The organism is Marinobacterium sp. BA1, assembly GCF_041155135.1.
Taxonomy (GTDB): Bacteria; Pseudomonadota; Gammaproteobacteria; order Pseudomonadales; family Balneatricaceae; genus Marinobacterium; species Marinobacterium iners.
Map to the genome: position 1 here is coordinate 1,084,066 of NZ_BAAFHC010000001.1, position 12,832 is coordinate 1,096,897.

10 protein-coding genes and 1 pseudogene are annotated in these 12,832 nt (G+C 51.6%); 4 read left to right on the top strand and 7 right to left on the bottom strand.

Annotation, left to right across the window (positions count from 1 at the left end):
• Positions 1-39 precede the first annotated feature (39 nt).
• Positions 40-336 carry a hypothetical protein gene (locus tag ACAM29_RS05295; protein WP_091824080.1) on the top strand — a complete coding sequence of 99 codons (297 nt, stop codon included), beginning with the start codon at positions 40-42 and terminating at the stop codon, positions 334-336.
• A gap of 355 nt (positions 337-691) precedes the next feature.
• Here the strand turns inward: ACAM29_RS05295 and ACAM29_RS05300 are convergent, their stop codons facing one another.
• Complete coding sequence (locus ACAM29_RS05300; protein WP_369623445.1) at positions 692-1,243, bottom strand: hypothetical protein; 552 nt, start codon at positions 1,241-1,243, stop codon at positions 692-694.
• Positions 1,244-1,357: 114 nt separating this feature from the next.
• Between ACAM29_RS05300 and ACAM29_RS05305 the strand changes: the two are divergent.
• Positions 1,358-1,506, top strand: a pseudogene (locus ACAM29_RS05305) (transposase); the annotation flags it as partial.
• 100 nt (positions 1,507-1,606) lie between these two features.
• On the opposite strand, the gene ACAM29_RS05310 reads toward ACAM29_RS05305, so the two are convergent.
• Entirely contained in the window at positions 1,607-1,939 is a 333-nt protein-coding gene (locus ACAM29_RS05310) for a 4a-hydroxytetrahydrobiopterin dehydratase (protein WP_369623446.1), read from the bottom strand.
• 190 nt (positions 1,940-2,129) lie between these two features.
• On the opposite strand from ACAM29_RS05310, the gene ACAM29_RS05315 reads away from it, so the two are divergent.
• Complete coding sequence (locus ACAM29_RS05315) at positions 2,130-2,576, top strand: YeeE/YedE family protein (protein ID WP_206841592.1); 447 nt, start codon at positions 2,130-2,132, stop codon at positions 2,574-2,576.
• A gap of 8 nt (positions 2,577-2,584) precedes the next feature.
• Positions 2,585-3,004 carry a DUF6691 family protein gene (locus ACAM29_RS05320; RefSeq protein WP_369623447.1) on the top strand — a complete coding sequence of 140 codons (420 nt, stop codon included), beginning with the start codon at positions 2,585-2,587 and terminating at the stop codon, positions 3,002-3,004.
• Between the two features lie 6 nt (positions 3,005-3,010).
• Here ACAM29_RS05320 and ACAM29_RS05325 read toward each other — a convergent pair whose 3' ends face one another.
• From ACAM29_RS05325 to panD, 5 genes are all read right to left on the bottom strand, one after another.
• Positions 3,011-5,332, bottom strand: coding sequence for a putative bifunctional diguanylate cyclase/phosphodiesterase (locus ACAM29_RS05325; RefSeq protein ID WP_369623448.1), 2,322 nt, complete (start codon positions 5,330-5,332; stop codon positions 3,011-3,013).
• Positions 5,329-7,395: a DctP family TRAP transporter solute-binding subunit gene (locus tag ACAM29_RS05330; protein WP_369623449.1), complete on the bottom strand. Its 2,067-nt coding sequence runs from the start codon at positions 7,393-7,395 to the stop codon at positions 5,329-5,331. The genes ACAM29_RS05325 and ACAM29_RS05330 overlap by 4 nt, the downstream gene beginning before the upstream one ends.
• Positions 7,396-7,523: 128 nt before the next feature.
• The gene (locus ACAM29_RS05335) at positions 7,524-9,881 is read right to left on the bottom strand and encodes a diguanylate cyclase (protein ID WP_369623450.1); all 2,358 of its coding nucleotides are present in this window, start codon (positions 9,879-9,881) and stop codon (positions 7,524-7,526) included.
• Between the two features lie 143 nt (positions 9,882-10,024).
• Positions 10,025-11,959 (bottom strand): propionyl-CoA synthetase, encoded by a 1,935-nt coding sequence (locus tag ACAM29_RS05340; RefSeq protein ID WP_369625121.1) that lies wholly within the window; start codon positions 11,957-11,959, stop codon positions 10,025-10,027.
• 297 nt (positions 11,960-12,256) lie between these two features.
• Positions 12,257-12,691 (bottom strand): aspartate 1-decarboxylase, encoded by a 435-nt coding sequence (gene panD / locus ACAM29_RS05345; RefSeq protein WP_091824107.1) that lies wholly within the window; start codon positions 12,689-12,691, stop codon positions 12,257-12,259.
• Between the last annotated feature and the right edge of the window lie 141 nt (positions 12,692-12,832).

Below are 12,832 nucleotides of genomic sequence, written 5' to 3' on the forward strand. Positions count from 1 at the left end.
ATACTGACTGTAAGCTTTTTGCTGCAAGAGGTGGTGGTTATGAGTCCGCATACTGGTGTCTCAACAGACTTTGTTGCCGACATGATGCTGGAGTCGCTTCAGCTCTGGAATGAGATTGATGTGGGCTCGCTGGTACAGCTTGAAGCTGATCTGATCGACCACAATACGCTCGTCTTGACGAGAGGGCATCTCTATGAGGTGCTGGCCAAGACTGATCTTTCTCCATGTCATCCAATGTTTGTCGTGCAGTCTGAGCTTACTGAAGAGCTAATTCAGTTGCATCCCGGTTTGATCTGCAATTATCTGCAAAATCCTCACGAGATATATCATGCGTAAATAAGTGCTTGCTGATGCGCAATGGCTGTTTTTTGGGATTATTTAAGTTCGCATAATGTATATTATGTTAAATATAGTGTCTGGTTAGCCTCCATTGCTGTGAGTTTGTGTTATTTGTATTTTACCGTGAGATCAATCTCATCTTACGTACAAAAACTCAATTCCTGTCCTGCCAACACGGTTAACTGCCGATAAGATGAGATCCTGCTTTTTCAGGCGCATAACACGCCCTGGGATTTTTTGTGTGGTTAAGGATTAATCAACCCGTGCGGAGAGTGCCGAAGATTTCAGTTTCGTGGGTTGAGGTGTCGTACTGTGCAAGCTTGTGGCGATTTGTGATTGGTGGGATATCCGATCAGTGAAGTGTTTCATGTGGCCCTGGTAACTGCTCCAGTAGCTTCTGCATCTCTTCGGTTGGCCAAAGGCAGTCCAGCTCTCTCATGCCTTTGATGCTGCATGGGCGTTCACAGAGGCTTGCGGAAATCGAGTATGGTGCTAAGTCAGTGATCTCTGTGCCGCCCCACGTAAACGATTCCAGGTCCCAGATCATGTTGCGCAATGTTCCTTGAACTGAGCGGCTGCACTGTGTATCGAAGCTGAGTTCACTAAATGAGCTCACGGCACGTTCCATCAACTCTACAGGATAGCCCTGCTTTAACATGGTGTTAGCCAACATATCGCTGAACCAGTACGTCAGCTCCTTAATCTCTTTTTGCGTCATGCCGATCAATGCCAATGAGTACCGCGTCTGGTCGTGAGTAAACACCAGACACTGACGACGCTGAATCGTTGTGATATTGGCATGCCAGTCGCCTAGGGCCGATGGCTGCTCCTCAGCTGAATCAGCGATTTCAAAGCCAGCCTTCTTGAGCTTTTCTGCCAATTTCTTTGTAACGTGGATTCTCAATATAATCTTCCAACCATTTGATTCAATTTATTTATAATATTTTTTAGCATATCAAAAACGACACGAGGAAAGCCTTGGGACGCACCGATGGATCAGCAACTTACATTCGCGGACATTCACTGCATGCAGCAGTGGTATAACCTCAGTGATCCAGCCATGGAAGACGCGTTCTATGAGATTGCGTCCATGCGTCTGTTTGCTCGGCTGTCACTGATAAGGCCATTCCCGATCACACCACCATCCTGAACTTCCGCCATCTTTTGAACGCCATGAGTGCTGAATTTTTGCCTCTGAGGTAGTGATCGCGACGTTTCAGAGCCTTGGGCTGGACTTATTCGTAGCATTCCCTAATGCGGCTGAGGGTCAAACCTCTTCAAGAGCGTCTATCTGTGCTGCCAGAATGAAGTCATTTTCATGCAAACCGCCAACTTTGTGTGTCCATATCTCTACTTTGGCATAGCCCCAGCCGAAGCATATTTCAGGATGGTGACCCGCTTCCTCTGCCAGCTCTCCAACATGATCAGCAAAAGTCAGGGCGGTTTTGAAGTCAGGGAAAATGAACTCTCGGTGGATGCGACTCGCGTTGTCTGAAAGTGACCAGCCTTGTACTTGCTTAAGGTAATTTTCGGCATCCTTGCGTGTAAGCGCTGATACGTCACCATGGCAAGGTATGCAGCGTTTTTCTGCCAGCAGCATGTCTGCCTCCCCATTAATTGCGTTGAGTTACCGGACTATAAGTGTAGACGCCATTCTGAGGTCATGCCGCAGTGGCCTGGGTCTGCTCTACTCTACTCTACTCCGCTTGCACTTTTTGCCAGTTCAGGGATAATCTTTTTATATAAGACTAATCTAATTTAAATATCAATTTTCAAGGCATCTTCTATCCATGACAATCATAAACTTTACTCCGGTCCCTGCACTGATCGGCGGGGCCTTAATCGGCCTCTCGGCTGCGTTTCTGTTGCTTGCAAAAGGCCGGGTGGCCGGCATTTCCGGAATTGCCGGCGGTATTATCTATCCCGAGTCTCGTGATGATATTGGCTGGCGTGTCGTGTTCATTCTTGGGTTGATTCTGGGAGGCTTCCTCTATCAGTGGTCAGGGTTGGGTGCTGGTGTGCAGCATATAGCAGCGGTTGCTGACAAGCCTGTGCTGATCATTGCGGGCCTGCTTGTGGGAATTGGTACACAGATCGGTACGGGCTGCACCAGCGGTCATGGTATTTGTGGTCTTGCGCGCCGCAGTCCGCGTTCTCTTGTGGCTACTTTTTGTTTTATGGGTAGTGCGATTGTAACCGTGTATGTTGTGCGTCACCTTATGGGAGATGCAGCATGAGTCAGTCCATGAAACAACTGCTGGCCGCACTTGCTGCCGGTTCACTATTCGGCTTTGGTCTTGGCTTGTCACAAATGATTGATCCTGCCAAGGTGACAAATTTTCTTGATCTGTTGGGCAGCTGGGACCCGTCTCTGGCATTCGTGATGGCTGGCGGTTTGCTGGTTAATGCGCTGCTGACGCCACTTATTTTGAAACAAAAACGCCCGCTTCTGGCTGAATTTTTCAGGCTTCCAACCAAGGCTGAGGTTGATAAGCGTCTTGTTATTGGCGGTGTTGTGTTTGGTGTGGGTTGGGGGCTTGCAGGGTACTGTCCCGGGCCGATGATTACATCATTGAGTTTTGCTGACAGCGACATTCTGACAGTCGTGATGGCGTTTGTGGTAGGTACATTCGCCGCTCGTTGGGTTCTTCACCGAATCTCTTAATATCCATTATGCCGTGCCGGTCTGGTTCTCGCGGAGCATCTCCATCAGTTCCAGTGCCGGCATGGGTTTGCCATATAAATAGCCCTGTGCGTGCGGGCATCCAGCCTGCAGAAGCAGTTTCTTCTGCTCTTCGGTTTCAACTCCTTCTGCGATAAGCTCCAGGTCCAGTTTATTTGCCAGTGCTATGATGGCTTCGATAATGGCAAGATCGTTGGGATCCATTACTGAGTTTCTGACAAACGATTGGTCGATTTTCAGCCGGCATACCGGCAGTCGTTTGAGGTAGGTCAGTGATGAGTATCCGGTGCCAAAATCATCGATCGACAATAGTATTCCCATTTCCTTAAGCTGCTTCAGGGTTGGCACGGTTCTGGCGGTGTCTTGCATAATAAAGCCCTCGGTTACCTCCAGTTCAAGCCATTGTGGTTTACAACCAGTCTGATGTAGCACGCTTTGAACGGATTCAACCAAGTCAGCTTCGTGAATCTGTGCCCCCGCCAGGTTTACGGAGACCCTTCCTGGGTTGAAGCCAGCACGATACCACTCGACTTGTTGCTGACAGGCTTGTCGCATGACCTCGTTGCCCAGATCAATAATCAGCCGGGTTTCCTCGGCAATCGGAATGAATGCGCCAGGCATCAGGAGCCCCTTTTCCGGGTGTTGCCAGCGTACCAGTGCTTCGGTGCCTGTTATGCGGCCATTGCGCATATCGACCTGAGGTTGGAAATATACCCGCAGCTCCCCTTTTTGCAGTGCTTGTTTCAGCCCTGCTTCAACTTCCATGCGTTGCAGTGCCTGATCACTGAGGCTGGTATGAAAGTGCTGATACTGTCCGCCACCCATTTTCTTGGCCAGGTACATGGCGAGATCACTGTTGCGTGTCAATGCTTGAGCGGTATTGCCATCCTGTGGACATCGCGTGACTCCGATGCTGGCCCTAACGTCCAGATGATGCCCATGTTTGATGACGGGATCTGACAGGGCGGCCACAACTCGTGGCAGAAGTTCGTCTTCATGTCGGGTATCGGCACTGGCAGCCAACATCAGGAAAAATTCGTCACCGCCGTGCCGGAAAAGACGATCCCCATTTCCAAGCAAAGCCTTAAGACGGTTAGCCACGGTGATCAGTACCTTATCCCCGACAGGGTGTCCAAGGCTGTCATTGATCAGCTTGAAGCGGTCCAGATCAATATACGCCAGAGTGAAGTTTAGACAGTCGTGTACCGCTTGGCTGATGGCAAGTTCTAGCTGCTGATTGAAATTAAAACGGTTAGGCAATCCAGTCAGTGAATCGTGGTTGGCCTCATACTCAAACCGGTCGCGTTGTTCCTGCAACCCAAGTTGTGCCAATTCCAGTGCGCGCGTGCGTTCATCAAAGGCTTCCGCAAGTGCTTCAAGTTCATCATGGGTCCCAAGAGGCGCGCAGGTTGCGCGGCGGGTATCCTTTACTCTGCGATACAGTTCGATTATGGGTGAGGCTATCCCCTGTCCAATCCATGCTGCCAGTATGGCGGCTATCAAGGTCAGAATAATGCCAATGCCGACGAAGCGAGTTACAGTCGTTGTGATGACTGACTCGAATTGGGATTCAGGAATGCCGGCTTCAAGGCTTAAATCAAGTTGCTGTAGTAGTGGTGTGTCCACTGTCGGTCGCTGTCGACTGCTGATGTAATTGATGGTTTCATCATGGCCCAGGGTCAACACTGAAGTGTCTTCTGTATAGAGCCTCAGGAATCCTTCGTTTTCCCTAAAGGCATGACGTGCGACCAGTTCACGCAGGTCGAAGGCTGCCAACAGTGCGCCCTGAGTTGTGTCGTAGAACTTGATTGGCGCAATGACTGTCATTTGTCGGTTGGCAGGGTCGTTATAGAGCGCAATTTCCCCCATCGAGAGAGCGGCTCTCAATTCTGTTGACTGGTTAAACTCAGGCAGCCAGTGTTCGTCCTGATATACCGGCTGTCCATCAAAATCCAGCAGGGCTGCCGAGCGCATGGACGTCCCTGAGGAGAAGTTTGCCAACAATGGTGGTAAATCGGTGGTGCGAGCCTGACTGTCAATTAGCCCATTCACCATGAAAGGGTTTTCCGCCAGTCTTGCGGTACCCTCAACCAGATAGGCGATACGGTTTTCCAGCTGGATCAACGACGAGTGAGCGCTTTCCCCTAGCCCTTTGTATGCCTGCTGATATAGCTCATTGCGTAAAATGTAGGCAACCGTGAAAGTGACGATGAGCATAACCAGCGCCACAAAGCCGCATATTGTCAGTGTCAGTTTGCGCTGAAGGCTGCGGTAATGCTTGGGTGGCTGGTCAGAGGTCAATAACTTCATGGTGTCCCCCTTTTGCTATCGGTTTGCCGATAGGCTGGCGCCAGGTGCAGCCTGAATTGCCCCGGCTGGTCAGGAGCTGTCATTGAAAAATCCGATGCCACTCGTTCGCATGGTACTGCAGCGTTAAGGGCCTGCTTGATATTGTCGCTCAGTCCGGCCTCACACCGTGTTGCCGCGAACAGCAATATCCAGGCTGCGTCGTGTGACTGCAAAAGCGTTGAAACTGACGCTGGTTCGTTGCCGTAACGGTCAGTATATGCCGCTATGATATCGTCTATTGTATTTCCATGATGCCAGCTCTGCAGGCTGAGTAGATTGGGGGCGTTCTCCGAAACTGTCCAGTCTACTGCTGAGATCAGCAGGGGTATATCAGGCTGATCTTCGTACCATTCCAGGCTTTGTTCAAGCAGCTGGCTCTGTAGTACCAGAATAATAGCGTCTGTTGATGTATTTTGTTGGATTATAAGCTGTTGGACCAATGGCTTTGTTGGGTCAAGCTTGATCTTTGATTGGACCTCAAGGCCTGCTTTGATTGCCTCGGTTTCTATTGAGACAGCAAGATTTTCACTCAGAGCTGTCGCTTCTGTCAGTAGCTGTACTGTGCTGATATTTCGCTGACTTAGCTCCTGTCCCAACTGTTTGGCTATCTGGAATGATGATGGTGCAAGGTTGATCAGGCGACTGTTGGCTGAAAACAGCTCGGTGTGGTTCATCCAAGGATTGAGTATGGGCAGCGATGCTTCTGTCGCCATATGTTGGGTCTGGAAAGAGAGTGGTCCTACTCCCGCAATAATCCCGATCATGGAGGGTTGGCGAGCAAAGTCATCCAGTGTTCGGTTTGAGCGTCCGGTGAGGTTGCGATTGTCACGGGTTATTACTCGAATATCCGGGATCAGAGTTGGATCTGCCCTGCGAAACCGCTCGACGGCCAGCTCTGCACCGCGCTTGATTTCCAGGCCAAGCTTGGGTGACACGGTGCTCAGATCAGTGTCTACGCCGATAAGCCAGCGATTCTCCTGGGGGTGCTGCAATGTGGCGTATTCGTGAGTGTACGCAAGGATGTCGGCGCCGATGGTGGTTTCAAAGCGATCAGCAAGTGGTTGTACAGCGCGCTGAAACTGTATTCGTTCAGACCTGCTTAGTCGATGAATGTGGATGCCTGTGGCTGCAATTTCGGCCAAAAATTCGCTTTCCTGCCGTTCAGTCTCGGCGCGTTGCCAGGGTGTGATCGCGCGTGCCGTTTCAATCAGAAGGGTTTGCAGGTGTCCCGGTAGTTGGTTAAAGCGTTTTCCGCTGATGGCAAATATATAGGCCAGATACGCGTGCTCGCTCAGGGTTAGATCGGTTTGTGCTTCGTGTATGCCCATACTGTGAATCGCCACCAGAGGGTTTTCCTGACCATCCACTACGCCGTCAAGAAGTGCCTGGCGCGTTTCGTGAAAGTCGATCGGTACCGCTTCGGCGCCCATGAGGTTGAATTGATCGCGCAGCAGGCGGCTTTTCATGATTCTGATTTTGAGGCCCGCAAAATCTGAAGGTTTCTTCAACGGCTGGTTAGCAGTGAAATGTTTGAACCCATTACCCCAAAAAGTTACGCCAACCATATTGATTTTATTCATTTTTTCCAAAAGAAGTCGCCCCGGTTCGCCGTCCAGCATTGCATACATGTCTTCTCGCGCAGGCAGGAGGAAGGGCATGTCGGCATATTGCATCTCAGGCAGTGCCACGCTGAGTTTGGCGGAGGGAATCAGTAGGAGGTCAAGCTCGCCGCGTCGGGCCATTTCCAGCATCTGGTGGTCATTTCCGAGGGCCTGATTGGGGAAGAGCTGGATTTCAATACGCCCTTCTGTCTGGCGTTCGATCTCTTCCTTGAAGCGCATGGCTGCCAGATGGAGTGCGCTGCGTTCGGGAATGTTATAGCCAAAGCGCAATACTTGGCTGCCAAGGCTGTTTTCTGCTTGCCTCTGTTGAACGGTGGTGTTTTGGTCGAACGGCCATACGACCAGCAATATAAGGATGAGCAGCAGTATAGCTACGGCAAGCAGGCTCAGGAGGTGCTTCATGTTATGGGCCTTAGTGTTTGAACCTGTTCAATATACCGCAATATTAATAAGGATATATGTCACAGATCAGGCATAGCTACTCCATGGTGTTTTAGTACCGGTTACGTATTAAGTATTAAAAATACATATCATTTAGCAATCTCTATTCGGTCGCGACCATTATGCTTTGCTGTATATACGGCCTTGTCAGCCCGGCCCAGTGGCGCATCCACTTCATGATCTGTTTTAGTGATGACGGTTACACCGATACTGGTAGTAACGTGCAATGAGTGAATGTCTGCAAAACTGATTGCGGCTATGGCCAGCCTCAGCCTCTCAGCTAAAATCTTGGCACCCTCCATGTCTGTGCCTGGCAGTAGGACGGCAAACTCCTCACCTCCGATGCGGCCAATAATATCGATCTGGCGCAGTTGGGTGGCGGCCGTATCTGCGAAGGCTTTGAGTACTCGGTCACCAGTCGCGTGGCCAAACTGATCATTGACCTGCTTGAAGTGGTCCAGATCTATCATCATCAGGCCGCAGCGCGTATTAAATCTGACCGCCCTCGCCCTTTCCTGCTCCAGACGCTCCATGAAATAGCGCCGATTGGCGAGCCCGGTCAGTGCATCACTTGTGGCCAGTCGATGTAGTTCTTGTTCGCGCAGTTTCTGGCTTGTAATGTCCTGCACCATTCCGGTGGCCCGTAACACTCCAGTTTCATCGTGCTCGAAATCAGCCATTTCACGTACCCAGCGGACCTCTCCGCCAGCAACAACACGGTGCTCAAGGTCGTAACGACCGCCTTGTATGGCATTGTGCCAAGTGCTGTCGACGAGTTCACGGTCGTCCGGGTGGACTCGGCTGATAAACAGAGCATAGTCTGGTGTTTGCTCCGGTGTAACCGAAAAAATGCGGTAGGTTTCTTCTGACCAGGTAAGTGACTGATCAGCAAAGTGATATTCCCAGCTGCCTACAGCGCCTATTCGTTGTGCCCTTCTCAAGCTGCGTTCACTTTCTTTAAGAGCTTCTTCAGCGCGGTGCTGCGCTGTAATATCAAGTAATACCCCATTCAGCATCTGCACACCATCTACAGAGCGCGATGCGCGGCACCTGTCTTCGATCCAGCGCCACTGGCCGTTGTTGTGCTGCAGTCGATAACGCCTGCGAATGCCTTTTGTCGGCCATTGAGTCCAATCCATCGTCTGGCGAACATACTCGCGATCGTGTGGATGAATATGCTCAACCCACCAGTGGTCGTCCCCAATAATATGTTCTGGATGATAGCCAAGCAGATGTGTGCAGTTGGGTGATATGTAGTCAAGTGAAGTGCCAGGAATGCGAAGGCTGTAGGTAACGACAGGAGAGTCGCTCAGCAGACTGGTGAGTTGCAGCTGTGCCTGCTCCGCCTCCGCGGCGGCTGCATTCACGCGCTGTTGCATCATTTCTCTCAGCCGGCGCAGCAAAAGCAAAAGCAGCAGCTGGGTCAGCATATAGGCCCCTGCTGTAATCAGAATCAGAAGTTGCTGAGCGCGCCGCTCTTCATGCCAGAGTTCGGTTATATCCTGCCAGCTGATGATAATACCAGGAGGTGGCAGGGCTGAGTTCTCTGTCTGACTGCTGTAATCCTGTAGTGGGAAGCGTGCCAGACTGTATACACGGTCTTCCCAGTTCAATATCTGAACACTGCCCTGCTGACTTAGCTCATCAAATGAAAGTTTTGAGCGCTGCATCCATTGGGTAACGCGGTCTGAGGTTGTGGCTTCTATGTAACAATCACAGGCTGATACAGGTTCTGGCTTGAACTCGTCCCAGACAGTTCGCTCAACATCCTTTCGATTTAGCAGCAGGGTCAGTTCGGCATCCAGCATGGGTGCCAGCCGGCTCAATACACTGTCAACCGAAGCGCCTGCCTCGAGTGCTCCGACATGCGCCAGTGTTCCATCCTGGCGGGTGTACCACACAGGCGTGACACCACGAATACCAGAATAAACGCGTCCAATTTCAAAGCCGGTCTGAGACTTGCCTGTGTGATTGGTGTTTACAATGATGGGGCGGATGGATGAAAGATCGTCGCCAAAATGATCGGGGGCATGGACGCGCAGATAGGATTTTGCCGGTGGCAGGTGGAAGTGCAGCTGGCGCAGTGCATATTGTTCCTGCATCTGCCGCCACGCAGGTGCCACTCGATCAAACAGGGCCTGTCGGAGCCGGGCTGCTTCTTCACCGCCCTTGCCTCCCCCTTCTATCACGACCATGCGAGAGCCATGGTAGAAAAGCTCCTGCACCACCGGGTCGGCTGCCACCATGGAGGCCAGCAATATCATTTTGTTTTCCTGCTCGTGCAATGTCAGTTCAAAACTTTGTTGCAATGAGTCAGCCTTGCGATCCAGCTGTTGCTGAAGCAGATTCTGGCGTTCATTCAAACTGTAGACTGTCATGCCAAAGAAGATCAGCAGCAATAAAAGGCTGGAGGTGATCAGAAGTGCGCGAAAAGAGATGGTTCGCATAACGGACGCAGGGGCCTTGAAGGGTATCTTTAAACAGACAGTTTACCAGATGGAGCGTCAGTTACGACCGTATCAGGACTTATTGAGTAATCAAAACAGAAAAGGCAGCCCAGTGGCTGCCCTTGTTAGCTAATTCAAGTTGCTCAGTTGTGCTGAACCAGGCCATGATTGTCCATGATGTCTTCAATTTCAGACAGGCTGGCCGGGTCGTCGATAGTGGACGGTACAGTGTATTCCTGACCATCCGCAATCTGGCGCAGCAGCTTGCGCAGGATCTTGCCGGAACGAGTTTTGGGCAGGCGTTGTACCACGATGGCGCGGTTGAAGCAGGCGATCGGGCCGATTTCTTTGCGTACCATTGCGACCAGTTCCTTTTCAAGAATAGCCTCGTCCACATCGATGCCATCCTTGAGCAAGACCAGACCAATGGGGGCCTGCCCTTTAAGTGCATCATTGATACCGATGACGGCGCATTCGGCAACAGCGGGATGATCGGCAACGATCTCTTCCATTTCGCCGGTAGACAAGCGATGGCCTGCTACGTTAATGACGTCATCAGTGCGGCCCATGATGAACACATAGCCGTCTTCATCCTTGTAGCCGCCATCACCAGATGTGTAATAGCCCGGGAAGTCAGACAGGTAGCCGGCTCGGAAGCGCTCATGGTTGCCCCAAATGGTCGGCAGGCAGCTCGGTGGCAGTGGCAGCTTAATGGCAATAGAGCCCTGCTCGCCTGCCGGCATCTGATTACCCTCCGAGTCCAGAATCTGCACATTGAAGCCTGGCACCGGCAAGGTGGCAGAGCCCGGCTTGGGCTCTTTTTGCTCGATGCCCATCAAGTTGCCGCAAATGGCCCAGCCGGTTTCGGTCTGCCACCAGTGATCGATGACTGGTTTGCCGGTTTTTTCAATAGTCCAGTGGTAGGTTGGTGGATCAAGGCGCTCACCTGCCATGAAGATGATCTCAAGGCTGGACAGGTCGTACTTGCTGATCTCTTTGGCGTCCGGATCTTCTTTTTTGATGGCGCGGAACGCTGTCGGTGCGGCAAACAGAGCCTTGATCCTGTACTCTTCACAAAGGCGCCAGAATGCACCAGCATCCGGTGTGCGTACGGGCTTGCCTTCGTAAACAATAGTGGTTGCACCTGCCAGTAGTGGTGCGTAGACAATGTAGGAGTGCCCTACAACCCAGCCAACATCGGATGCGGCCAAAAATGTATCGCCGGCGTCGATGTTGTAAATCGCCTTCATGGAGTATTTCAGCGCGGTAGCGTGGCCACCGTTATCACGCACTACGCCCTTGGGCTTGCCTGTCGTGCCTGAGGTGTAAAGGATGTAGAGTGGGTCGGTGCCTTTTACCGGCACGCAATCGGCCGGCTCTGCAGATGCTACGGCCTCTTCCCAGTCCAGGTCGCGACCGGCAATCAGGCTGGCTTTTGCCTGCGGACGCTGCAGTATGATGCACTTTTCAGGCTTGTGAGCAGATTGCTCGATTGCCTCGTCCAACATTGGCTTGTATTCGATGATTTTCGAGACTTCAAGACCACAGGAAGCTGTTACTACCACCTTAGGCTCAGCATCATCTATGCGAACTGCAAGCTCGTGAGGTGCAAAGCCACCGAATACCACGGAATGAATCGCCCCCAGCCGTGCAACCGCATACATTGCGATCAGGGCTTCCGGCACCATTGGCATATAAATTACAACGCGATCGCCTTTCTCCACGCCCTGCGCCTTGAGCACCCCGGCGAACAGTGCCACCTGATCACGCATTTCGCGATAGGTCAGCTGGCGCTTGGTATTGCTGACCGGTGAATCATAGATGACAGCCAATTGGTCACCACGGCCATTTTCGACATGATGATCCAGTGCCATATAGGCAGTGTTCATTTCGCCATCCGCAAACCAGCGGTCAATGCCGTTTTCATCCTTGGAGAGGATGGTTTGGGGCTGTTTGAACCAGGGCAGGTCTGCCGCCTTTTCGGCCCAGAAGGCTTCCGGGTTTTCAACAGACTTGGTGTACTCTGCATGGTAAGACATCGCAGCGGCCTCTAACTCTCGGGTTGGTGAATAGCTCAGGAGGTTTATAGTTGTATTGTTGACAGTCCCTGAGGCAGGTGGCGACACTTTAGCGAAAGTTCTTCCCGAGTAAACTAAGACAAAAGGCGTAAACAGCTACTTCGGTAAAGGCTGCAGGGCCGCAAAGCGAGCCATGCTGCAGGCTTCGGTAAAATTGATGCTGATCACATATGAAACGAATAGTCTCAAAGTGTCGACATGGTGTCACCAAGTAGGGGTAAATACCTATCAGCAACAAAAGACACTAAAAAAACCCGCACGGCGGGTGCCGGGCGGGTTCTTCAATCCAGTTTTGCGTTACATGTCGCTGGTCTGGACCGGGATGGCTGACTTCATGCCAGTCAGCTGGTTTCGAGCGCGCAGTTCATCATCGGTAATGCCGACGCCGTTATCCGACTTGGCATTCTCGAAGTAGCACAGAGTTGGCTGGTAGCCTTCCGCTTCCTGTTCGTCCAATTGGACGTAGGAACAGACAATCAGCAGATCGCCTTTCTGAGCCTTGTGCGCGGCCGCTCCGTTGACAGAAATGACGCCACTGCCATTTTCAGCCCTGATGGCATATGTGGTGAAGCGTTCGCCGTTGTTGATGTTGTAAATATGGATCATTTCATATTCACGAATGCCGGATTTCTCCAGCAGTTCACCATCGATGGCACATGAACCTTCATAATGAAGCTCTGCATGGGTAACAGTTACCCGGTGCAGTTTCGCTTTCAAGAATGTCTGCAGCATACTGAAAACCTGCGTCTTCTCTCTGTATGACCGGCTTGCCGGTACTCATTAACACCGCTCTCTGGTATCTGTGATACCGGACGTCCGTCCGCGGCTACCCCTTCACTGAATAGGCAAAGTGATCCCACAGGTTCCGGCTGG

Coding starts and splice junctions, on each gene's coding strand:
- ACAM29_RS05325 (WP_369623448.1), bottom strand. CDS start 5,332: ATGAAGTTATTGACCTCTGACCAGCCACCCAAGCATTACCGCAGCCTT.
- ACAM29_RS05330 (WP_369623449.1), bottom strand. CDS start 7,395: ATGAAGCACCTCCTGAGCCTGCTTGCCGTAGCTATACTGCTGCTCATC.
- ACAM29_RS05295 (WP_091824080.1), top strand. CDS start 40: ATGAGTCCGCATACTGGTGTCTCAACAGACTTTGTTGCCGACATGATG.
- ACAM29_RS05315 (WP_206841592.1), top strand. CDS start 2,130: ATGACAATCATAAACTTTACTCCGGTCCCTGCACTGATCGGCGGGGCC.
- ACAM29_RS05320 (WP_369623447.1), top strand. CDS start 2,585: ATGAAACAACTGCTGGCCGCACTTGCTGCCGGTTCACTATTCGGCTTT.
- ACAM29_RS05310 (WP_369623446.1), bottom strand. CDS start 1,939: ATGCTGCTGGCAGAAAAACGCTGCATACCTTGCCATGGTGACGTATCA.
- panD (WP_091824107.1), bottom strand. CDS start 12,691: ATGCTGCAGACATTCTTGAAAGCGAAACTGCACCGGGTAACTGTTACC.
- ACAM29_RS05335 (WP_369623450.1), bottom strand. CDS start 9,881: ATGCGAACCATCTCTTTTCGCGCACTTCTGATCACCTCCAGCCTTTTA.